Here is a 23,385-nt window from a genome sequence, read left to right as displayed (position 1 = left end):
TCCTAGAACAGTTTATCATCGCTGCTGATTTTACCGATGACATAGTTGGACAGAAGCACCAGGACGAATCCGCAAACCGACTGGAACAACCCTGCCGCCGCAGACATGCCGAAGTCGCCCAACACGCGGAGTGCCCGATATACATACGTATCGATGACATCCGTAACCGGGTATAGCATCGGATTGTCCTGAGGCACGGTATAGAACAGTCCAAAATCGGCATAGAAAATATTTCCGATCGAGACGATGACCAGAATCAGAATAATCGGCCGAATCATCGGCAAGGAAATATGCCAGGCCTGGCGAACTCGGTTGGCGCCATCTAGCTTCGCCGCTTCATAATACTCCGGATCGACGCTTGTCAGCGCAGCGTAATACATTAACGTGCCGTAACCCAGACACTTCCACACATGACACAGCACCAAAATCAAAACCCAGTATTTCGGCTCGTTGTAAAACAGGATAGGCTGGCCGCCCAAAGCCGTGATGAGTTTGTTGACGATGCCGAGATCCGGATCAAGAAAGCCGGATAGCGCGTAGGACACCACGACCCAAGAAATGAAGTACGGTAGGAACAAAATCGTTTGATAAACTTTGCTTGACCGTTTCCCGAGTTCAAACAGAAGCAGCCCGGTTGTGACCTCCACAATGACGTTGACAACGATGAACAAGGCATTCATGACGGCTGTGTTCCGCACGATCTGGACTAGGTTGGAGTTAAACAGGAACTCGAAATTTGTGAACCCGCTCCACGGGCTATGCCAAAATCCGAGCGTGAAGTTGTAGTCTTTGAACGGCAATACAAGTCCGTATAAAGGAATGTAATAAAAAATAAAGATGAAAACGATGGCGGGCAAAGCAAGCATGGTAAGTCCGGAATTGGATTTAAAAGAATGGATCCATCTGGACCAAATTCTGGGCAATATCTCTCACATCCTCCATATCGTGTTCTGTGTCTGAAGCTTATTTTGAAGGAAGACGAGGCGGGAAAGTACTGCAAATTCCGATAAAGGATTGCATATGAAGGCTGTACAAATTGCAAGGATATGCAAATCATGTTCTCTCGGCCTGGAAGTCTTTACTCGTTTGTTTGCGGCATGTACACTGGATGCATCGGCAAGAACATCCAGAGGTGAATGTTATGGATACGCTTACAAGACGAGGATTTTACCGCAAAAAGTACTACATGCGCGTCATGATCTCCATTAGTCTCGTCGCCGTCACGCTGGTGGGGAGTTTATCGATGGCGATGTATTTGTACGGCAAACAAGCCTTGTTCAGGATGCAGTCGCAGCATAACGAGCAGGTGTTGAACCAGGCCAAGTTCAATATCGAGCTGATGAGCGCATCCGTACAAAATATCGCTCAATATTTATTTGTGAATCCCGATACGACCTTTATCTTGAACGCGACCGGCAATCCGGATACCGACGAAATTTACAGTAGGATCAATCGCATCGCAGGGGCCGTCCTGACTTCCAACACGTTCATCCATTCCATTGGACTCTATAACGACTATCGCAGCCAGTATTACTATGTAGGCAAACAGATCTATTACAACGACGAAGGCTTGAAACGGTTGATCGGCCGTTACCCGGATTTGCCGCGGATGGTCCCGATCTTCCGGACTATCGAGAATACGTTCGGGGATAAAATCGTAAAGGAAACCGTCATTACCTACATGATGTACGAAACTTCAGGCGACCCGGCCGCCATCTCATCCGCGGTTGCCATTAACGTCAATTCCGATTGGATGATCGATAACATCAAGCAGATCAGCATGCTGAATGAAAAAGCGGGAGAAATCGCATATATATACAGCGATGCTAGCGGGTTTCTGGAAACCGGGGTAAAGGACGAAGGCTTGCGAAAATCGCTTCTCGGCGCCTATCGGAAGGAAATGAGGAATGCCGACGCCGACTCCGGCTCCTCGGAGATGGTGTTAAACAATGAGTCTTATGTTGTCAGTTACATGAAACTGAAGAATCTGGGCTTAACGATCTTTAAAGTTCAGCCCTCCGAGTTCGTATTCCGATATCTGCATGCCTTCAGTCTGTATTTGCTCGTAATTTTCGCGGTTTTCCTCGTGCTTGCGCTGTTCTTTTCCATGAAGGTATCCGGCATCGTGTACAATCCGATCCGCAGGCTTGTGAATCTGGCTGCAGGCGTAAACGGCAAAACGATGGAGCGGGATGAAATTGCCTTTCTCAGCAGCGTATACCGGGATTCGTTTGACAGACTGCAAAAATACGACAGCCGGAAGTTCGATTATAACCACGTACTGCGGGATTACTTCGTCAAAACCATTCTTACCGGCGAGGTCAATCGCCCGCAATTTTCCGATTCCTGCAAGGAGTACGGCCTACATCTCCAGTATGATTCCGATTATTATGCGTTTGTGGTCAAATTCGACGATTTCGACCAGTTGCAATCCCGCTATTCTTCCAAGGACATCGACTTGTTCAAGTATGCCGCCATCAATATCTTCGAAGAAATGATCCGGGATCTGGGCGTGGCGGTCGGAGTCAGCCTGAACGTAAACGACGTCGTGATGCTGTTCGAAACCCGTGCGGGCGAACATGCGCCGGGCGATGAAATCATCCAGGACGCAATCGGTCGATTCCGGGAAACGGTTTGCGAATATTACCCTGTTTCGCTCACGACATCCGTCAGCAGGCGGGTACGCGGCGTGAATCATTTGCCTGCCGAAGTTCGGCATGCCTATAACCTATCAGCCTATCGCTTTTTGTTCGGCAAAGGAAGCTTGATCACATCGGAGCGAGTCATGCAGAACAAGGCAAATCCCCGCCAATCCCATTCGCCGAAGTGGGAAACGATTCTGCTCGATAACTTGCGCCAAGGCAGCGTCAAGGGAATGAAGCAAGCGTTTGAACAGATTCGGGATGAGCTGTCCGGGATGAGTTATGAAAATGCGCTTTCTTCTTTCATGCACTTGATGACCGCCATTTACAATGAACTATTCGCATCCGGCAGAATCGCGCCTAGCGGACACGGTTCAGGCATCCTGGAAATCTGGAAGTCAATTTCGAATTATGAAACCCTGGATGATGTGTTCCAGTCCACATTGGTTTCCCTGGAACGAATGTTTCAACAAACGGTAACGGAATCGTCGACGGATAAGAATATCGTGGAAGCCGCTACCGAACTTATATTGTTGAATTATAACGACAATGCCCTGTGCGCGGATCAGATTGCCGATAGCCTCGGCATGAATGCGAGACGGCTGGCGAAGACGTTTAAACAAGCGACGGGCATGTCGATTGCCGATTACTTGAACGGAGTGCGCATGGAGAAGGCGGCCGAACTGCTTAGAAGTTCCAGGTTAAGCGTGAATGAGGTGTTGCTTCGTGTTGGATACGAGAACGAGTCCTATTTTTACCGGATGTTCAAAAACAGGTACGGGATGACGCCCAAAGAATTTGCGCTTCGGATGAAGTAAAGAACGCGATGCGGAAATAACAGTCGGGAACGAAAAGTATAGACTTTTCGTGCAATCCGTTACCCGTTTTACAGTATGCCGGAACGAAATCACGTTCCATACTGGAGGTGGAAATCACAATGGATAGGAGGTCTGCGGATGCATCGATCGGGAACGGAACGAAGTCCATTTACAGGAGAAGCGCTATGGATCTGGGGACCGGGCGGAAACTGGCAACACGACTTTAATCATGGGTCGCCGTTTCGCACCTGCTACTTTAGAAAATCGTTTCATGTTCCGGCGGCGGGCGCAAAACTGACCGTACACCTTTCGGCGGACAGCCGATATACGCTGTTCGTGAACGGAATCCGAGTTTGTTGCGGACCCGCCAAAGGGGATATCGCCCATCAATTCTATGACACGCTTGTTCTGGATTCATACCTGAAACCGGGAGAAAATATCATTTCCGCCGTCGTGATTTGCTTTTCGGCAACCCATCCGGACTACGGCGAACTTGGCGTTCCGCTAAGCATCATGACGGCCACGCCGGCATTTATCCTTGACGGCGTTCTGATGGACAAGGAAGAGGCGCGGGTTTTGGAGACATTGCACACCGATCGTACGTGGAGCAGTTTATCGGATCGGGCTTATGCGCATCATCGCTCCGAAGATGCCCCAGGCATTGTATCCGGGCTTGGAGAGGATCTCGATTACGAGCAATACCCGCAGGGCTGGCAATGCGGAGCCGACACCGGAGAGCGTTGGCAGTCCGCCGTAGAGTTGGCTGTGGGAGTAACGAGAGAAAGCGTGAAGGACAGCCCATTGCCCTACAGGCTGTTTCCCCGAATGATCCCCTTGATGCGCGAGGAAAATAGAAGATTCGCCGGCGTTTATCGGTCCGATTCCATCAACCAGGTTGAGGCAGAACGATGGATATGGGACGGCAAGGGCATAACGATTCCCCCGGGAAAGCAGATCTCGCTGATTGTGGATGCTGGGGAACTGACGACTGGCTATCCGATTGTATTCTTCCGGCGGGGGCGCGGGTCGTCGGTGACCGCCACATACTCCGAAGCTTTATATAAGGATGGCCGCAAGACGGTGGAAAAAGTATTAGAGGGCGGCACAGTAGAAGGATTATATGACAGCTTTCTGTGCGACGGCAGAGACCATGCTTATGAGCCTTTGCATTGGAGAACGTTCCGGTATATCCGGCTTGATATTACTGTCGGCGAAGAGACGCTGGACCTCCCGGACTTGTTTTATCGGTTTGTGGGATATCCTCTGGAATTGACGGCGACTTTTTCATCCTCCGACGAAAGGCACGGTCGGCTTTGGGAGATGACGTTCCGGACACTGCAGCTTTGTTGTCATGAAACCTACGAGGATTGCCCCTATTACGAGCAAAACCAATATGCGGGAGATTCCCAGATCGTCGCGTTGGTTATGGGCTACATGACAGGAGATTGGCGTCTGGCACGGCAAGCTGTCCTGCTATTCAACTGGTCGGCGGATTACGAAGGCATAACGAAGAGCCGTTATCCGGCCAGGGTGCCGCAAGTGATTCCCTCCTGGTCGTTATTATGGATCGTGATGGTCTACGAATATTGGTGGCATACCGGCGATAACGAAACGGCAGCGCTCTGTAAAAATGTCATCAAGTCTACGCTGAATTGGTTCGAAGGATTCCTGAATGAGCGGTATTTGTTGTATAAGCTCCCCTATTGGAAAATTGTCGATTGGGTCAAAGAATGGGATCATCCGCCGGGAAGCCCTCCGGGTGCGGAAGGCGGCGAAACCGGGCTGATCAGCGCCCAGTATGCGTATTGCCTTAAGCTGGCGGCAAGGCTGATGGATACGCTGGGACAAGCCGACGTTGCCGAACATTATAACCGTTTGTCTGGAAAGATCCTAGACGGCATCCATGCATATTGCTGGGATGAAGCCAAAGGCTTGTATAAGGATTGTCCTCATTTGGAGACCTACAGTGAATTGGGGAACGCCTGGCCCATTATCGCAGGCTGTGCTTCCGCGGAACGGGCCGAAGCCATTTGCGCCCAATTCAACCGGAGCGGCTCTCTCGCCAAATCGACGCTTTATGGCAGATATTATGTGTTCCGAGCTCTCGAAGCAGGAGGAAGCTACGGAAAGTTTGCAGAGTTGCTCGATTGGTGGTACCAGATGATGGATTCCGACCTGACGACCTGGCCGGAAGAACCTTGGCTGGCGAGAAGCTACTGTCATGCTTGGTCGTGCAGTCCCGGGTATGAATTTCTGTCCGGCATCTTAGGTGTAAAACCGGCGGCAGCAGGATTTGCGGAAGTTCTGATCGCTCCGCAGCCTTGCGGGTTAACATGGGCCAAAGGCTCGGTTCCTACGCCGAAAGGCAGGATTCACGTGGCATGGGAGATCGTTCGGAACACCATGCAGGTCGAGGTTCAAGTGCCCGAAGGGATGAATTATAAGATTGTGCTGCCGGAACATCCTGTGGTATAGGATAGGGAAGCGAAATAATGGATGGGCAATTGGACGATGATCCGGAGGTACACAGAGAAGTTGTGTACTGCTTGAATTCTTGGATCTTAGCGCAGCGCAAAGAAGGCCGTCCCTATCATTTTCGGATAGCCTTCTTTTGTCATTAGGCGCACTATTTGATATCACATAATATGTGGAAGAAAAGTATACTGCTCTTTGCTAGCTGCCATTACCGAATATACCCCAAATGCCCGCATACGATTCTTGATGATCTCCGCCTTGTTCATCCTCATGAATCAATATATAGTTGATCTGTACAAGTAGCAGAGAGTCGCAGCTAAACGGGAAGGGCACGGAGTAGATGAGGAAGAGAAAAAAGAAGCTCAACACGCCGCGGTCCAAGCGAATGAACAAGGAGGGCCGGCTTCAATCGGCGGCAGGCTGGCTTAAGAAATACAACGGGAATCATGTCATCCGCGGTTACCGCAAGCATTTTGCGGTTGACGCAGAAACGGCCATTGCGGAGCTTCGGATACTGGGCGTACCGCTGTCCGATGAGGCAGTGCGGAATGCCAGGGTTAGCGCGCAAGCCGCAGTGAAGGCCAAGCAAGCCCGCAAAGACAAGAGGCAGCGGCTCCAGGAGCAGGGGCAGCTTAGCCACATTGTTCAATGGTCCGATGAGACGTATGCCTTCATAGCCGGATATACGGAATGGGGGTTTCCATATGGCATTACGTGGGAAGAGATGGAGCAGTTTGCCGATCAGGAAAGTCTTCATCGCACAGCTCCTCCCCGAGGCGGGAAGGGCCCAGTCTCATCCGAGGATGAACGGGACTGGCCGAAGGCTGAAGAGCGGGACGCGGAGGAGGTGCCATTCGATCTGGAAGCGTTCATGCGATACGCAGACGAAGATGATGACCCTTCGATTCCGACATAATCCTTGCATCGCTCCGCTCGCAGGCACCCCGAAGATGGTCTCCCTCTATTCGGAACCAAACCACGCTTCAGCCAGCCGCTCTACTCCATCCTCCAAATCTTCGACCGTCAAAGTCCCGAATCCGAGGATGAAGGTGTCCGCATAAGTATTCTTCAAGCCTGACCAGTGTTCGGTTACCGACCCGACCATGATGCCTGCTGACCATACTTCTCTCAGCAGAGCGGTTTCGTCGCAATCGGCGTTCAGCTTCAATAAAAGATGCAGTTCGACATTTTGTCCCAGTACCCTGACTTTGTTGTTCATGAACCGTTGAATCGCGGACATCAGCGCCTCGTATTTGGACTGGTATATTTTCCGCATCCGGCGGACATATCTAGCGAAGTGTCCGTCTCTCCAACTTCAACTGTACGGGCGCTTAATGCGTACTTATATGAGAACTCAACTGGAGTACAGGTCCTCCTTCTTCGGAGATATCTTTATGATAGTTCGGGTTCTTAAAGAGAGGTTTAATGAAATTCTTGATTTCGGGAGAAACAGCCTCGACCTTTCAATGGCATGGGCTGTTTCTCATATTACACTTACTGGTTGGATTACAACCGTTTTAATCTGTTTGGTATCGTAAGTCTTGCTATAGTTTTTGCTGAACGCGTCAACATTTGAGATGATTTTTTCTTTATCGTAGATAAAGAAATAAATGTGCTTTGCCAGGTAATGATACGAGTCTGATCCAATTTCTTCTGTGAGTGTTCTCTCGGCCATTTTTGGACGAGAACATTTGACTTCGATTACCGTTTCGTAGAAGTCGATAAATATGTCATAACGATAGCCTTTGTATCCTCCGTCATTTGTTACTTCAACTCTGGACTCAGGGAAAATTGGACGAATTAATGAATAGAGCATGCGCTGCACATCGTACTCATTGCCAAGAGTAATTTCGGCGAGATCCTCTGGCTTTAAAGTCCCATTGCCGTGTACGGGTTTTTGATACATTTCATAGATATGCTTATCAAAATTTTCAAGGATTCTGCGAATGATGAGATGAAAGTGTGCTTCATCGATTGCATTAAGAGGCCCGGCCGGATCAAACAACCCAGTATTAATATCCGTAATCAAGTCCTGTAGGTAGGATAGTGCATTGGCCATATCTTCTTTCGTAACCAATACAAATTTCTGTGCTATGGACTGGTCGGAAAAGAAGCGCTCTAAAACACGGCTGGTGGTATTAATCCAACCACTGTATTGAGTTGGCGTCATCTGTGTCCACTGTGGGAATCGTTGTATCTGTACTTGAATCGCTGTTATGGTTTTCGTTTTGTCTTCGCTAATTGTAGCCAGGAAAATACCTCCCTCCGATTCAGTTAAAGAATACCCCAGCGCAAATAAAACAGAAATAGTGGCTCTAGAATGTAGACCTCATCGTCCTTATACTCGAATACCTGATACACCGGTTCGCTGCTCTGAATAATCGACTGCACCTGATCAATGGCGGTTTTGATTTTCACACGATCAGGCTTATCGGCAGCATCTCCTAGAAGCACATCGATTCTTCGTTTGATGGAGTCGGTGGAGAGACTGACAGTTGGTGGATCCTCAGCAATCGCTTTTAGAAGCAATTCATAAATATCGACTTCTTCTTTTTTTATAGTCATATAGGTTTTTCGTTTTTGACCCCGTGGATTCGGCCCCGTCTTCAGCTTCCTAGCGACCTCTTGATAAGCTAGAAGGTTTAAGGAGGTCATTCTGTACGCTTTGACTAGGAGACCTTGATCAGGCATGACTGGAGTAGCTGTATTGTCGATATTAAGTAACATGCCAAGGTTATAACAGATGGATTGCATGAGCTGCGGGGAAGATAAACTCTCTTGTGCAATGTTATCAGCGATCGTAAGATCAATTTCCATATCAAGTTTGCCAAAACCTGCGACAGCGATTTCGCGCAGCTCATCTTTATTCCAAGGTTCGATATTAATCAGGTTTAATCTCCCGCCTAGATCAGTATTTTTCCGAATGGCATCGTCGGAACGATGGGGAAGGGATATGATGATGGTTCGAAACCCCTTGCGAATCGCATCTTTGAGCTGGTAGGCAATTTCAAGCTGCTTTTCCGACGAAGCGTAATGGAAATCATCCAGTAACAAGACCAAATCATTATTAATAAAATATTGAATAACTTTATCTTTGTTGGAATGAAAAGACTCGGTTATAGAAGTTGTGATCTCTTCTTTCGTCCCAGCGAGTCCTTGGCCTTCAATCTTCCGTATTTCCGTATGATCACGCTCGAGCGAAATGCCAACTCTATTAGCGATCGTTACCCAAAAGTCCTCCGTGTCTTTGAAGTCATTTCCAATAAAGTCAACGTAATGATTTTGGCCGATTACTTTGTCACACAATACGGTTTTACCAGTTTTCGATGGACCTACAATTGAAGTCAGAAAGCCAACCATATCGATCACATTCTGAAGACGAAATTCATAGGTGAGACCAAATTCCGATTTGCGAAAAATGTAGGTGTGAATCGGGAGGGCGCCAGCAATAAAGACATCTTTAACTCTAAGTTTCAAGTTATCACCCCTAGGATAAGAAGAATCCATGTCTACTAAAATGCCTTTCACCCACTAGTATACCCCTAAAATTGGATAACTAAAAGCGGAACACAACCTTTTAAAGAAATAAAGAGAGAAACCACTTAATTTAATCAACATTACATAAAAAGGGACCTTATTAGCTTAAATTGATCTCATACACCTTCTCGTAACCAATGAAAAACCTACACCGTCGGAATTGCGCGAATGAGATAAAAATAAGCGAGAACGCATATTGCTGCATCCCCGCTAATTATTAAGAGGAGCAAATTCCCTTGATTCGGCTTTCGATCGGGTTGCGCTTAAAATAACTCGATTCGGATGTTTATCCGGTCGAGTTTTGTTATGTTATTGTGATAAGGAGTTTAAGAGTGGAAGCCTTATATCCTGAAGAATCAAATCGGTAGGGGGTTGAACATTTATGGCAAAAATTTATAAGATCACTTTGACGGATTGGTACGGAGCAGTTCGCGGAAAACCGTACCGCAAAATCGCCGTTCAAGAGAATGCGAGTTTGTACGATCTGGCGGCTACTGCGTTATCAGTGTTTGATTTTGATCTGGATCATTCGTTCGGATTTTATGACAACTTGAGAAACTGGACTCGCTCTGAGAAAGGATACGAGCTATTTGCCGATATGGGCGAAAAGATGAATTTCCCGGGTGTGAAGAAAGCTAAAGTTAGTAAAGTGTTCCATACACCCAAACAAAAGATGCTGCTGTTATTCGACTATGGTGATGAATGGAGATTTATCGTTCAATATTTGGAGGATGGAGACTTGAGCGGGACGAGGCTCCCTGTTTTACTGGATTCGAAAGGAGAGGCACCTGATCAATACGGCGACTTCTTCGATGAGGATGACGAATACGAATCTTGATGGATGGTTCTTCCTTACATATCAGAAAACGTTCGCTTCTTACATCGACAGAAAGGGTCTAAACGAAACGCTCGAGTACTTAAACATCTGTAGATTGTTGCCCTACAACCCGACAAAATCATCCTATAAATGGTATATTAATGAGCAACCAGCTTGTGGTGAAGGCCCCTCCGGAAAGGAGTGGTGCCTATGGATACTTTCCAATCGATAATGGTTTTGATTGCGTTCGGTAGTTTTCTGATCGCACTTTTAACCTACATCGAAAAACGAAAGTAACCCGCCACAGGTTGACGGCCTGACGGGTTACTTCGACAAGTAATTCAATTGGAGGGATTCCACCCAAGTTCGTTGCGTGGGATGGTGCTGGCCGCACCATCCTGCTATTAGCTAACTACAGTATATCATAGATATTTCGAAAACGTGAAGGAGACACAAGCGTGAAGGAACAAAGCAAAAATCAGTAAGAACAAATGCACGATTCCGCGCTGGTCAAATTCATTTCGTCGACGACCAACGCCCCGGCCGGGTGCCCCTGCTAGACTTGACTGAAAAATCTGGGATGATTGGCGTAACGCTTCTCGCCTACATAACGTGCCTGACATACAAACGCTCACGTCATTGACAGTGAATATTGCACCGACAAAGAGCGTGAGCGGTAACAGGATAGTGGGGGGAGCGCCTCACCCAAAATTAACGATTGAAGCGACTGAACGAAGGAGTCGGTGAGATGAACCCCTCACCGACTCCTTTGTCGTATGAAGGTTAACGATATTACTTATTTCGGTAACATCCAAGGTATAGCCGTCAAATTTTATTTGATAAACATACTTGTCTTTGACGTTACGTCAACTGTTATGGTTATCTTGAAGGTAAATGAGCTGACGGCAAGGACGGTGGTGATTTAGTCGTGAAGGATGGAATCATGTATTATCGCACCGGCCAGTTTGCGGAGATGTCAGGAGTTACAGCCCGTACGTTACGTTATTATGACCGCATCGGATTATTAAAGCCCAGTGCAATATCCCATTCAGGCCAACGTCATTATACCGATGACGATCTTGTTAAGCTACAGCAAATTGTGACGCTAAAGTTTATTGGATTTTCGCTTGAACAGATTATAAGCATCATGCGGATGCAAGACACGAATGTAAATGCGCTCCTTACCATGCAGCGGGAATGGATGGAGGAGAAAATCGCGCACATGCAGCGTGTCGTCCAGGCTATAAAAGAAGCTGAAAGAGTAGCCGAGTACGGAGAGGAAGGTTATTCTGAAAAGATTAAAAAAATAATCGGATTGATTGAAATGGAAGCTAACAAAGACTGGCTGCATGAGTTTCTAATTGCAGTCATTAACGGAAATGGGGAAAAAGCGAGGACCATTTTGACCGCCAATAAAGACATCCCTCAATTAAGCATCTATGCTGCCTCGGCATTAGGGGAAGCCGAAATCGTTTGCGATATGTTGATGCGGGATCGCACGCTCGCTGCCAAATCGGGAGGTCCGGAAGGCTGGGAGCCATTGCTTTATTAATGCTTCTCCTGTTTTTTAAAAAATCCTCCTAACAACGAACGGTTCGTTCAGACGGCCAAGTTGCTGCTTGAGCATGGAGCAAATGCTAATGCTTTCTATATTCAAAAAGATGATTTTTTTAAACGCAAGCTCAGTGCGTTATACGGTACGGTAGGAATAGCTGGGAATGCGGCAGTAGCCAAGGTTTTGCTTGAAGCAGGAGCCGATCCGAATGATGGGGAGTCCTTGTATCATGCGGCGGAATTACCAAGTCATGATTGCTTGGATTTGTTATACCAGTATGGTGTAAATCTAAATGCTACCCCCGCATTATTCCGGAAGCTTGATTTTGATGATTACTTCGGTGTGAAGTGGTTTATGGAACATGGGACGGATCCGAACCAGACATTGGGGGATCATGGTACTTCCCTCCATTGGGCCGTAATTCGGGGGCGGTCACCTTCGGCTATCGAGCTCTTGATTAAATTCGGCGCGGAGGTGAATGCACACAGACCTGACGGTAAAACGCCTTATATGTTGGCTGTGCGCTATGGACGGACCGATCTTGTCGACATCCTGCGCATACACGGTGCATCAACGGATATCGATAGGATCGACTCTCTTATTGGAGCGTACGCCACTGCGAACAAAGATGAAGCGTTAAAAATCATAAAGGATGAACCGGCCGCTTTTTCATCTCTAACTTTTAATGACAGGATCATGCTTCTGGAATTTGCGGAGCTGAATAAGGCCGAGTCCGTGAATCTGATGCTGGAAATAGGCTTTGATCGTTCGATAAAGAAAGAAGAAGGAACCGCACTGCATATCGCGGGGTGGTTTGGACATATCGAAACGGTCCGTGTGCTGACTTCGCATGGCGCTTCGCTTACAGAACGAAACGAATATGGAGGGACGCCGTTGGATAGCACTGTTCATGGTTCCATACATTGTCCTGCTCGCCGGCAAGGAACTCATGCCGCGGTGGTGGCAGCATTAATAGAAGCAGGGGCTACCGTTCCAGAGAAAGCATCCGGATCTAAAGACGTTTATGATGTATTATGTAGGTATGGAGCATCCGAATCATAGTGGCAACAAACGGCGGCCGACTATATCTTGACTAGTATGGGCGGCGTTATTGCCAGCATAGTCCAAGGCATCTCCGCGGCAGCATTAACATGGTTAGAACTCCAAAACTCGCATGACAAACAAGACGTCCCTTACTCCAAAATTGGAATAAGGGACGTCTTTGTTTCGTTTCAATTCAGCGAGTGGTTAGAAAATAGTCGGTACCATTCCCTCATCCATGCGGATTGGAGACCCTTTAAATGTCGACATTACGATAAACGTCCCCAATCCCCCACCCCCGGCAGGAGATCTCCAATTTCGTGCCGAATACTGTTTGCAGTGAAACGTAAGATGAATAGAGAGTGACCGCTTGCGTCATCAAAGGTACTTCAACCGTGGGGTGGTGGGCGTGCGCGGCAATCGATTGATGGATTCTTGGACGGCAAAGGCCAGGCATCTCATGACCGATCTCCACAGATTGTCGCTCAACGCTTTCGGCATTTCCTCGCTCCGCAAAAGAATCGTGGTTTTCCTGACGGCGGGTATTCTGGGCTGCTCCGTGTTAATGGCGGCGGTCTCGTACAACGCCATCAACACGATGCAGCAGAACAAAATCAAAACCTCCATGTCTTTCGATTTGTACCAGCAATCCATGAAGCTTGCGCAAATCTATAACAATCTGCTCCAGGTTACGCAGCAAATGACGCCGGAAGGCAACGTCGGCCACTTGATGGAATCGTATTCCTCGACCGGCGATTCCTACAGCCGCTATCTTCTGAAGCTCAACATCTCCTACAATATCGGGCTGATCACGTTTTCGAACCCGGCCATGGAGCTGGCAATGTACTATAGCCCCGCAGACAAGCAAGCCGCATATTCGAATCTGCCGCTCCGCGAAGATTTTAAGATGGGATCCTTGCTCAACGTGGCCGGCTACGCGGACATCCAGTATCAGCCGCCTCATCTGTCGCTGTGCAGGTTCAGCGATGACCAAGTCGTTTCGGTCACTCGTGAAATCGCTTTCTCGGACGGTTCGCGAAAAGTCATTTACGTCGAAGCCAAATCCGATATCGCGACGGACATCGACGCCCTGTCCCGCAGCGTGAATATGCCGTATGTGCTGGTCTTGACCAACCGAGAGGGGGAGGTACAATACAGCAGCAACCAGGGGATCTTTTCTCCCGGCCGGAACCTGATCTTGAACGGCACCTCGGGCACCACGGACGGTTATCTATGGAACCGGGCGGAGAGCGATTACGGTTACGGCATGACCCTCCTTCTTCCCGTCGCCAGCTATAATCATGAACTGTACGCTTGGAAAAACCATATGGTTCTGATCCTCGGCATCGCCCTTATGGTGATGTTCTCGATCGCTTTGCTGCTGCTGCGTCTGATCAACCGGCCGCTGCGCATGTTCGAATCGGAAATGGAGGCGCTCGGTCAGGGACATATGGACGCCATGCCCTATCGCACGGGCATTTCCGAGTTTGACAGGCTGTTCGACCAATTCGATAAAATGAAGCAGCAAATTCAGCAATTGATCGTCGACGTGGAACAAAAGGAAAAGCGGCGGCATCAGTTGGAAATCGAGAAGCTCGCCTACCAGATCAACCCTCATTTTCTGATGAACGCGCTGAACTCGGTGCGATGGCTAGCGGTCATGCATCAACAGGCGGATATTGACAAGTTCGTATCCTCGTTGATTTTTTTGCTCCACTACAATTTAGGGAAATCCCAGGAGACGGCGACCCTCCGGACGGAAACCAAGGTCATGCGCGCCTATCTGGATCTGCAGCAAATGCGGTACGACTTTGAAGTGAAGCTGGATCTGGTAGAAGGCAGCTATCTCGATTGCCCGGTCGCCCGATTCATCCTGCAGCCTATCGTAGAGAATGCGGTCTGTCACGGTCTTGACGAACACGGCAAGCTGGATATCAGCATCTCGCCCGATGATACGGCTCAAATCGCCCGAATCGTGATTCGCGACGACGGCAAAGGACTGAGCCGGGAGATGCTGGCGTTGCTGCAGCGGGAAACGCCCGATCCGCGGCAGATGGGCCGGGGGATCGGCTTGCGTTATGTCCGATCGATGCTGCAATCCTTTTACGGGGACAGAGCGCGCCTGCACATCGACAGCACGCCGCGCCAAGGCACGACGGTTACGATGCATCTTCCCTATGGAAAGGAGAATCCGATGTGATCCGCGTCTTGATTGTCGATGACGATAAGCTCGCGCGCAAAGGCTTGATTTCCATCATGCCCTGGTCCGCACACGACATGACCGTCGCCGGAGAAGCGGCGAATGGCGCCAAAGCGCTGGAGTACTTGGACCAACATGCCGTAGATCTCCTGTTCGTCGACCTCTCCATGCCCGTGATGTCGGGATTGGAGCTGATCCAGGCGGCGCGTAAAAAGTTCCCGAGCTTGCGTTTCGTCGTGCTTACGTTTCACGAAGAATTCGAACATGTGCAGGCCGCATATCGGATGGGCGTTCTCGATTATATTTCCAAAGCGCGAATGGAGCTGGAAGACAACGAGCAGATCCTGGAGCGCATCCGGCAAAAGCTGGCGAACGAACTTGAACATCCCATCCCGAAGCCCCCATCCGCGCAGCGCTCCCCAACCGCTCTAACGACGGAGAAGATGGAGAAGAATGCTCCTTCCCCGGAGGAAGATGAGTGGCGGAAGCTTGAGCAAGACTGGCGTTCGCCATACTGGCTCTATAATAAAGTCGTCTTTGAGCGCTTGTGCAGGCAAACCGAAGCGTCGAATACGCCCGTACGGCGTCTGGAGGGGCTGTTCCTGCGCGTGATCTCGCAGGTAGAGACCGCCATCCCGCTAGAGGTGGAGTTCAGGCCGGAAGCGGAAGACATCCGGTCGGCGATAGAGCGGATTCGTCAATACCGGAAGCGGATCTACACGCAGGTCGCCAGATCGACCGATCTAACGGCCACGGCGATCTGCATCCTCAAGGCCGTGCTCTACATTGGCGAGCAAGCGGCGAGACCGCTGCATGCCGAGGACGTCGCCGAGCATGTGAACATGAGCCGAAGCTACTTTTGCCAAATCTTCAAAAAGCTGACCGGATCCACGTTTAACGATTATTTGAGGCAAGAGCGGATCCGTACCGCCGAGCGGCTCTTATGCGAGACCGATCGTTCGGTGGCATGGGTGGCCAATGCGGTCGGGTACGGCGACTCGAAGTATTTCTCGCACCTTTTCTATGAACAGAATCGGCTTCATCCCTCCGAATTCCGCGCCCAATTCCACAGGGGGGACTAATGTTCGCTGCGGATCGAACAAATACCCGCCTGGGTCCATGAACAATCCGCTCAACACGATACATCCTTCCGACTTCCGGGATCGGTCCCCAAGGTACAATGGTGGTGAGCAGATCAAAGGGAGGGATTCGATTGAAAAGAAAGACGGCCAGCGTCCTGCTGGCAGCCGGGCTTGCGATCAGCATGGCAGCTTGTTCTTCCTCCAACTCATCCAATGAAACGAAAGCGCCTTCATCCGAGAATTCGCCGCAAGTTACGGGAGACGATCTAGCGTTTTACAAATTTCCGAAGCCCGTCGACGTTCATGTCGGCATGGTGGTGGATCCGACGGACAAAACGCTGCCGCAGGGCGACAGCGTCAACAACAACCAGTACACGCGCTATCTGAAGGAAAAGTACAACATCAACGTGATCGTGGATTGGACGGCGGCGACAGGCAACGATTATAAGCAAAAAGTCAGTCTCTCCATCGCATCGGGCAAGCTGCCGGACGGCATGGTCGTCGACGACCGCTCCTTCATGACGAAGGCCGCCAGCTCGGGATTGCTCTACGACATCACCGACCTGTTCAAGCAGTACTCCTCTTCCCAGGTCAAAGAAATCATGGATAGCACGCAAGGACGCGCGATGGAGAACGCGAGCTATAAAGGCAAAATGGTGTCGCTCCCCAATATCACGGTCGATACCGATGGCGTTCACATCATGTGGATCCGCAAGGATTGGCTCGACAAGCTGAATCTGCCGGTACCCAAGACGGTGAGCGATATCGAGAAGACCGCGAAAGCTTTCGTCGACAACAAACTGGGCGGGCCCAATATGGTCGGCATCGCCGGCCCGTCCAAGAATACGTTCCCTTACGCGACGTTCCTCGTGTCTTCCAACAATATGGGCGGATTCGATCCGGTCTTCGGCGCCATGGACGCTTATCCGGGCTATTGGCTGGACAACGGAGACGGCACGGCCACCTACGGAACCCTTACGGACAATACGAAGAAGACGTTGGCTTTGCTGGCCGATTGGTACAAGAAGGGACTCATCGATCCGGAGGTCGGCACCCGCGACAACGTAGGCGATCCGATCAATGCGAACCAGGCGGGCATCTTCTTCGGCCCGTGGTGGAACGGCGGATACGGCAACGGCGACTCCTTCAAGAACGATCCGACCGCCAACTGGCAGGCATATCCGGTTTATTCGGACGACGGCAAATGGAACACGCATATGAAGACCACGGGGAGCACCTATACCCTGATCAGCAAAAACGCGAAGCCGGACGTGGTCAAAGCCATTCTCATTATGAACAACGCGCTTGTCCGCGACGAATCCACGTTCGACTTATCCGTCGCCGTGGGCTGGTATCCGCTCCGCAACGTCATGGCGGCGGCCAATGAGACGGAATACGAGTATACCGAACTACTCAAAGTGTTGAAAGGCGAGACCAAGCCCGAAGATTACAATAAGCCGAACAGCTTGTACAAGTTGATGTATTCGGATGCGAAAAAAGTGCAAAGCGTCGTTAAAGCTCCTTACGACAACTTGAATGTCAGCAACTTCAACATGACCAACTTCGGCGACTTCCAGCGGATGTACTCGCTCCTGATCGGCGACCGTCCGTTTACCACCACACCGATCGATAAGAAAGTGTATAGCATCACTTACAACCAGACGCCGACCATGGAGACCAAGTGGGCGAATTTGAAGAAGCTGGAGGATGAGACCGTCCTGAAAATCATCCTGGGTCAAGCGTCCATCGATTCGTTCGACACCTTCGTGAAAAACTGGAAGGCGCAGGGCGGAGAGGAGATCGCCAAGGAAGTGGCGGAACTCCTTAAAAAGTAACGCGTGAAACTTGCAAAAGGCGTTGGCGGGTTCAATGCCTTTTGCAAGTTTAGAAGTCTCTGAAGATTGGGGGCAACCGTGATGAGGAAAATGGGTCTTCAAAAGCATTATTATTTGATGCTGCTTCCCGGCATGATCTGGCTTATCTTGTTCAGCATCGTGCCGATGTTCGGCATTATTATGGCGTTCGAAAATTATAATCCGGGACAAGGCTTATTCCGTTCCGAGTGGGTCGGGCTGGATAATTTTAAATATATGTTCCAACTGAGCGACAGCAGGGCGGTGATCCTCAACACGTTTATTATCGCGGTCGGCAAGATCGTTTTCAATTTATTAGTGCCGCTCATCTTTGCCATTTTGCTCAACGAGCTGACCCACTTGCGTTTCAAAAAAATGGTTCAGACGATCGTGTACTTGCCGCACTTTTTGTCCTGGGTCATTATGGCGACGATCGTGATCGGCATTTTCGGCTATTACGGCGTCGCGAATACGGTCGTTCAGGCATTCGGGGGGCATCCTAAGCTGTTTATGGCGGACGCGGGAATCTTTCGACAGCTGATCATCGGCACCGACGTGTGGAAGGAGTTCGGTTACAACGCCATCATCTATCTCGCGGCGCTGACCGGCGTCAACCTGAATCTGTATGAAGCGGCCGCCATCGATGGAGCGAATCGTTGGCAGCTCATTCGGAACGTGACCCTTCCGGCACTGTCGACGACCGTTGTGCTGCTTGGCGTGTTAAGCCTCGGCAACGTGCTGAACGCGGGATTCGATCAGGTCTACAATCTGTACAACCCGCTGGTGTACTCGACGGGCGATATTCTCGATACATGGGTTTACCGGCTTGGATTGCAGAATCTTCAATTCTCGCTCGCGACGGCTGCGGGATTGTTCAAGTCGGTCATCAGCTTTGTGCTCATTTTCATCTCCTACCGGCTGGCGTATCGATTTGCCGATTATACGGTGTTCTAAAGGGGGGATCCGCCTTGGTTCGCAATAAAACGATAGGCTCAAGGACGTTCGATACGGCCAACGTGGTCCTCCAAGCCTTGCTGCTGCTGAGCTGCTTGTACCCGCTATGGTACACCCTCTGCGTATCCATCTCCAACAAATCGGCCGCAAATGCAGGCTTGGTGACTTTCTATCCGATCGGCTTCTCCTTGACTCCCTACAAAGAAATTATTAGCGACAGACTGTTCTTCAATTCCTTCTGGATTTCCATCCAACGTACCGTACTGGGGACGGCCGTCTCCATGCTCGTCACCGTTCTGATGGCCTATCCGCTGGCTAGACCCCGAAGAGAATTCAAATTGCGCAATACGTTCATGTGGATCCTTGTCTTCTGCATGCTCTTTAACGGAGGCTTGATTCCATGGTATCTCACCATCCAACAATATCATTTGATCAACACCATCTGGGCGCTGGTACTTGGCGGCGGCGTCCCGATTTTCAACGTCATCTTGATCATGAACTTCTTCCGCAATCTTCCGAAGGACCTGAACGAAGCGGCCATCGTGGACGGCGCCGGCCCTTGGTCCATCTTGTTTCGCGTCTATATTCCCTGCTCGATCCCCGTGCTTGCGGCGGTAGCGCTGTTCATCAGCGTGTATCACTGGAACGAGTTCTTCAACGGCCTGGTGCTCATGAACACGTCCGATAAATACCCGCTGCAAACCTATATCCAGCAGTTGGTCGTCAACATCCCGGTCGGCACCTCCCTCACCCCCGAACAGTATAAGAAGCTGTCCGAGCTGTCCAACCGAACGCTCAACGCCGCCAAAGTGTTTATCGCCATGGTGCCGATGCTCGTCGTTTATCCGTTCCTGCAAAAGTACTTCGTGTCCGGCATTACGCTAGGGGCGGTGAAGGAATAAGGCGCTCGAGGATCGTACGAAATGGCCGAGTTTGCAGTGACAGGGTTCGCCTCTATACTGAAAATCCACAACCGATTGCGGTTGTGGATTTTTTCGTAACCAGAGCCGGAATGCTTTGTTGAATCTGCAGGAGTCAGCAGAGGCTTTGTCTATACATCGCTTATCATACCTGTTTTAGAGGACCCGACGATGAGACTCCGCAAAATAATCATAGATGGGCAACCATTTCTTTACGTTTGCCAATGAGGAGTCATCTTTATTAATGGTTTGTATCATGCTATCTTGTCCTCCGCCGTCTTCTCCATCACACCTGTCACACATCCCAAAAGGAATTCTTGCTCCAGTCCCGGGCTCGATATACACGCCTTTCTTAAATACCTTTCCGCAGGTATACCTATGAGGGTGTATTTTTGAACAAACGATGCAATAATACATGCCGTTCACCTCTTCTTGTAAAAGGAATTGGATCATTTGATGGATCACCGCCTAGCCTTTTTTCGAAATAGCATATGTTGAAGTGTTGAGAGAAGTGCAAGTCCGTTGAGGAAGCGTTGACGGAAATGCAATGCAAGAAATAGGAGCAATTGCGCATTCCGTGGCGTAGGTCCATTTATGGAACAGTTGAAGAGTTGCCGAGTGTTTCTTTTTTTACAACACGTGTTGAGGGGGCGGACACGTTTTTCAACGGGCTTTTTTTTCGACATCCAAACCTAACATGAAGCGTTTTCATTTCAGTTTGCCGGCAGATTCCGCAGGTAGAATGGAGATGGTTGGACTCGGATACGGATAAAGGAGTCGGGTGGATGTTATTCAAGACGATTGCCGCTTACATACGTTCGTCTCCTTACTTATTCTCTCTTATTGCCTTAGGCGGACTATTCGAGCTCATCTTCCACTACCTGTCCGCGCTCAGCTACAAATACTTGATCGACAAAGCCTTGATCCCCAAGGATGCATCGGTTCTGGCCATCATCGTCGGGGCGCTGCTGCTGATCGGACTTCTGAACGTCCTCTTCGGCATTGCCGGCGATTACGCCAAGTCGAAGCTCGGGAGCAAGCTGGTATTCGATTATCGCATCAAATTGTTCAAGCACATGCAGATGCAGTCGCACCGATTCTACGAGCGTTTTCGCCTGGGCGATCTTCTCGCGAGATATACGGAGGATATTCCGAGTATTCAGCTTGCCGCGATCCAGACGCTATCTTCGGGATTGGTATCGGTTCTAAGCGTGATCGTCGGATTGACGTTCCTGTTCGCGACCGAATGGCGCCTGACGCTGATCGTCATCGGAGGCGCGGCGCTGCTGTTCCTGCCTTACCGGTTGCTCAAGAAGAGATCGCTCCATTTGAACGAGGCATACCTGAACCATTTGGGGCTTTTTACAGGCGCCATCGATGAGAATATCAAAAGCTACAAGGTCGTACGCGCCTTTGATCTGAGGCAAACCATGCTGACCCGGGTGGAGAACCATCTTCGGTCCATGCTGTCGATCGGCGTGCGCAGGAGTTTCGTCAACGCGAACTTGAATCGTCTCCCGCTGCTCGCGATCTCGATCATCGGCGCCGTCGTTCTCTCTTACGGCAGCTACCTCACTTTCGACGGCCGGCTCTCGATCGGCACGTTTATCGCTTACAATTCGATCTTTATCACGGTAGGTCAATCGCTGTTCGGCGTCACGGGGCTGCTGCCTTCCGTCTTGTCTTCGCAGGCCGGCTTCCGGCGGCTGCAAGAGGCGCTGGATTGGCGGCCCGACGTGGAGGAACGCGGAACCCGCGAACTTCCCGAGGTACGGCGGGAGATCGCGCTGAGCGGCGTGTCGTTCGCTTACATTCCCGGCGAGCCGGTGCTGAGGCAGCTGGATCTCGCCATTCCGGCGACCGGCTATACGACGATCGTCGGCGCGAGCGGATCGGGCAAGAGCACGGTACTTCAGCTTCTGCTCCGGTTCGAGGATCCGTCGAGCGGCGCGGTGCTGTACGACGGCGAGAATATTCGCGACGTCGCCTACGCCTCTTTGCTAAGCCAGGTAGGCATCGTGTTCCAGGATTCGATCCTGCTTCGCGGAACCGTTCGCGACAACATCCGGATCGGCAAGCCCGACGCGGACGACCGGGAGATCGAGGAGGCCGCCCGCGCGGCGGGCATTCATGAGGCGATCGCCGGTTTTCGGCAGGGGTACGATACCGAAATTCACGACCGGGGAGACAATCTGTCCGGCGGTCAACGGCAGCGTATCGCGCTCGCCAGAGCGCTGATCCGCAAGCCGAGAATTCTGTTCCTGGACGAAGCGACGTCGGCGCTGGATCCCGAGACGGAGCGGGCGGTCAACGAGACGATTCTCTCGCTTGCGTAAAGTCAGTCCGTCGTCTCCGTGACGCACCGATTGGCATTCGTGGCCGAATCCGACCGGATTTTCGTGCTGGAGCAGGGGCGGGTTGCGGAGTCGGGTACCCACGGGCAGCTGATGGCGAGCCAAGGGCTCTATCGCCGTATGTGGGACAAGCAGCACGGCTTCGCGCTGTCGAAGAGCGGCCATGCCCAAGTGGAAGGGAGCCGTCTCGGCCGACTTCCCTTCTTCCGCGAGATCGAGCCGATCGCGCTTCAGGAGATCTCCCGCCTATTCGTCACGGAGCGGTTCGAAGCCGGCGTTCCCGTCGTCGAACAGGGAGAAGAAGGAGACAAGTTCTACATCATCGTTCGGGGAAAAGTAGACGTCGTCGTGGGCGCGGAAGAACGCAAGAAAGTTGCCGTTCTCGAGGACGGAGATCACTTCGGCGAGATCGCGCTGATGCACAACGTACCGAGAACGGCCAGCATCGTGACCCAATCGCCTTGCATATGCCTGGCCTTGGAGCGGGAGGACTTCCTTCCGTTGTTGACGCGGTTCCCGTCGATCTGCGAGTCGCTCGAGCATTCGCTTCGCATACGAAATCAAAGGAGTGCTGCCCTATGATTGCTTGGTCGATCGCCGACAATGAGGCGGACAGGGAGCTTGGCGCAAAGTTCCTCTGCAGGCACGGAACCGAACTTGGCCTTTTGTACAGCTGGAGTACGGTGATGTCCTCGCTGAGCTACGCCATGGAGGATAACGGCTTCTTGATAGGCCGGGACCGCGATGGCCGCGTGGCGGCCGTGTTGGCCCACACGGTGGGGACGCTCGATGACGGGTACCGGGACTTGTCCAAAGTCGAGATTCATCTTCTGTATCTGGAAGAGGGAAGGAGAGAGGGAGCGACGCTGCTCTCCGGGTTGCGCGCCTTCGTTCGGCATCTGCTCGAATCGCCCCGCGAGACGAAGGAGGTCGTCTTCTTCACGCCGTCGAACGAAGAAAACCGGCGGAGGTTCGGCAAGGTCGCGACGCGGGTCAAAACGACGGAGCCGCCGTGCGGCACGCTGGATTACTATGCGATCCCGATGGATCGCTTGCTTCGGTTCGATGCCGGCTAAGGCGCGGCCGAGACGCGCGGATGGCCGGCATTGCTGCCGGCCACCCGTAACGGACGCTGCT

General features: G+C 50.8%; 20 protein-coding genes. 15 read left to right on the top strand and 5 right to left on the bottom strand.

The genetic code is table 11. The annotated features are described in order from the left end of the window. Nucleotides 1–2: 2 nt before the first annotated feature. Nucleotides 3–866, bottom strand: coding sequence for an ABC transporter permease (locus H7C19_RS16320; RefSeq protein WP_185143764.1), 864 nt, complete (start codon nt 864–866; stop codon nt 3–5). Nucleotides 867–1,681: 815 nt separating this feature from the next. Between H7C19_RS16320 and H7C19_RS16315 the strand changes: the two genes are divergently transcribed. From H7C19_RS16315 to H7C19_RS16305, 3 genes are all read left to right on the top strand, one after another. Next, entirely contained in the window at nt 1,682–3,460 is a 1,779-nt protein-coding gene (locus H7C19_RS16315; RefSeq protein ID WP_185143712.1) for a helix-turn-helix transcriptional regulator, read from the top strand. 138 nt (nt 3,461–3,598) lie between these two features. After that, nucleotides 3,599–5,935, top strand: coding sequence for a family 78 glycoside hydrolase catalytic domain (locus H7C19_RS16310; protein ID WP_185143711.1), 2,337 nt, complete (start codon nt 3,599–3,601; stop codon nt 5,933–5,935). A 340-nt stretch (nt 5,936–6,275) separates the two neighbouring features. Continuing rightward, nucleotides 6,276–6,851 (top strand): hypothetical protein, encoded by a 576-nt coding sequence (locus tag H7C19_RS16305; RefSeq protein WP_185143710.1) that lies wholly within the window; start codon nt 6,276–6,278, stop codon nt 6,849–6,851. Between the two features lie 45 nt (nt 6,852–6,896). Here the strand turns inward: H7C19_RS16305 and H7C19_RS16300 are convergent, their stop codons facing one another. The 3 genes from H7C19_RS16300 to H7C19_RS16290 form a co-directional block, all read right to left on the bottom strand. Continuing rightward, the gene (locus H7C19_RS16300) at nt 6,897–7,154 is read right to left on the bottom strand and encodes a hypothetical protein (RefSeq protein ID WP_221469284.1); all 258 of its coding nucleotides are present in this window, start codon (nt 7,152–7,154) and stop codon (nt 6,897–6,899) included. A 264-nt stretch (nt 7,155–7,418) separates the two neighbouring features. Next, entirely contained in the window at nt 7,419–8,105 is a 687-nt protein-coding gene (locus tag H7C19_RS16295) for a PD-(D/E)XK nuclease domain-containing protein (protein WP_185143708.1), read from the bottom strand. A 104-nt stretch (nt 8,106–8,209) separates the two neighbouring features. Then, nucleotides 8,210–9,463: an AAA family ATPase gene (locus H7C19_RS16290; protein WP_313731704.1), complete on the bottom strand. Its 1,254-nt coding sequence runs from the start codon at nt 9,461–9,463 to the stop codon at nt 8,210–8,212. 391 nt (nt 9,464–9,854) lie between these two features. Here H7C19_RS16290 and H7C19_RS16285 point away from each other — a divergent pair, with 391 nt between their 5' ends. The 9 genes from H7C19_RS16285 to H7C19_RS16250 all read left to right on the top strand — a co-directional run bounded on the left by H7C19_RS16285 (nt 9,855) and on the right by H7C19_RS16250 (nt 19,876). Beyond that, nucleotides 9,855–10,310: an IS1096 element passenger TnpR family protein gene (locus H7C19_RS16285; RefSeq protein ID WP_185143707.1), complete on the top strand. Its 456-nt coding sequence runs from the start codon at nt 9,855–9,857 to the stop codon at nt 10,308–10,310. Between the two features lie 189 nt (nt 10,311–10,499). Beyond that, the gene (locus H7C19_RS34335) at nt 10,500–10,586 is read left to right on the top strand and encodes a putative holin-like toxin (protein ID WP_219642490.1); all 87 of its coding nucleotides are present in this window, start codon (nt 10,500–10,502) and stop codon (nt 10,584–10,586) included. A gap of 646 nt (nt 10,587–11,232) precedes the next feature. After that, on the top strand, nt 11,233–11,841 hold the full coding sequence (locus H7C19_RS16280) for a MerR family transcriptional regulator (RefSeq protein ID WP_185143706.1): 609 nt from the start codon (nt 11,233–11,235) through the stop codon (nt 11,839–11,841). Nucleotides 11,842–11,901: 60 nt separating this feature from the next. After that, nucleotides 11,902–12,906 carry an ankyrin repeat domain-containing protein gene (locus tag H7C19_RS16275; RefSeq protein ID WP_185143705.1) on the top strand — a complete coding sequence of 335 codons (1,005 nt, stop codon included), beginning with the start codon at nt 11,902–11,904 and terminating at the stop codon, nt 12,904–12,906. Between the two features lie 349 nt (nt 12,907–13,255). Continuing rightward, on the top strand, nt 13,256–15,085 hold the full coding sequence (locus H7C19_RS16270) for a sensor histidine kinase (RefSeq protein ID WP_185143704.1): 1,830 nt from the start codon (nt 13,256–13,258) through the stop codon (nt 15,083–15,085). Further along, nucleotides 15,082–16,167 (top strand): response regulator, encoded by a 1,086-nt coding sequence (locus H7C19_RS16265; RefSeq protein ID WP_185143703.1) that lies wholly within the window; start codon nt 15,082–15,084, stop codon nt 16,165–16,167. Before H7C19_RS16270 ends, H7C19_RS16265 begins: the two co-directional genes overlap by 4 nt. A gap of 131 nt (nt 16,168–16,298) precedes the next feature. After that, a complete protein-coding gene (locus H7C19_RS16260; RefSeq protein WP_185143702.1) occupies nt 16,299–18,002 on the top strand; it encodes an extracellular solute-binding protein in 1,704 nt (567 codons plus the stop codon). Between the two features lie 81 nt (nt 18,003–18,083). Then, the gene (locus H7C19_RS16255; RefSeq protein WP_185143701.1) at nt 18,084–18,974 is read left to right on the top strand and encodes an ABC transporter permease; all 891 of its coding nucleotides are present in this window, start codon (nt 18,084–18,086) and stop codon (nt 18,972–18,974) included. 14 nt (nt 18,975–18,988) lie between these two features. Beyond that, nucleotides 18,989–19,876 carry a carbohydrate ABC transporter permease gene (locus H7C19_RS16250; protein ID WP_185143700.1) on the top strand — a complete coding sequence of 296 codons (888 nt, stop codon included), beginning with the start codon at nt 18,989–18,991 and terminating at the stop codon, nt 19,874–19,876. Between the two features lie 174 nt (nt 19,877–20,050). On the opposite strand, the gene H7C19_RS35715 is transcribed toward H7C19_RS16250, so the two are convergent. Beyond that, complete coding sequence (locus H7C19_RS35715) at nt 20,051–20,311, bottom strand: DUF3973 domain-containing protein (protein ID WP_376775372.1); 261 nt, start codon at nt 20,309–20,311, stop codon at nt 20,051–20,053. A gap of 368 nt (nt 20,312–20,679) precedes the next feature. On the opposite strand from H7C19_RS35715, the gene H7C19_RS16240 reads away from it, so the two are divergent. The 3 genes from H7C19_RS16240 to H7C19_RS16230 are packed head-to-tail and all read left to right on the top strand — an operon-like array spanning nt 20,680 to nt 23,324. Next, nucleotides 20,680–22,230 carry an ABC transporter ATP-binding protein gene (locus tag H7C19_RS16240; RefSeq protein ID WP_185143698.1) on the top strand — a complete coding sequence of 517 codons (1,551 nt, stop codon included), beginning with the start codon at nt 20,680–20,682 and terminating at the stop codon, nt 22,228–22,230. 18 nt (nt 22,231–22,248) lie between these two features. Beyond that, on the top strand, nt 22,249–22,830 hold the full coding sequence (locus H7C19_RS16235) for a cyclic nucleotide-binding domain-containing protein (RefSeq protein WP_221469283.1): 582 nt from the start codon (nt 22,249–22,251) through the stop codon (nt 22,828–22,830). After that, nucleotides 22,827–23,324: a hypothetical protein gene (locus tag H7C19_RS16230; RefSeq protein ID WP_185143696.1), complete on the top strand. Its 498-nt coding sequence runs from the start codon at nt 22,827–22,829 to the stop codon at nt 23,322–23,324. Before H7C19_RS16235 ends, H7C19_RS16230 begins: the two co-directional genes overlap by 4 nt. The last annotated feature ends 61 nt before the right edge of the window (nt 23,325–23,385 follow it).

The organism is Cohnella nanjingensis, from assembly GCF_014212125.1.
In the GTDB taxonomy this organism is placed as follows: domain Bacteria; phylum Bacillota; class Bacilli; order Paenibacillales; family Paenibacillaceae; genus Cohnella; species Cohnella nanjingensis.
This window is presented reverse-complemented; position numbering and strand designations above follow the sequence as displayed.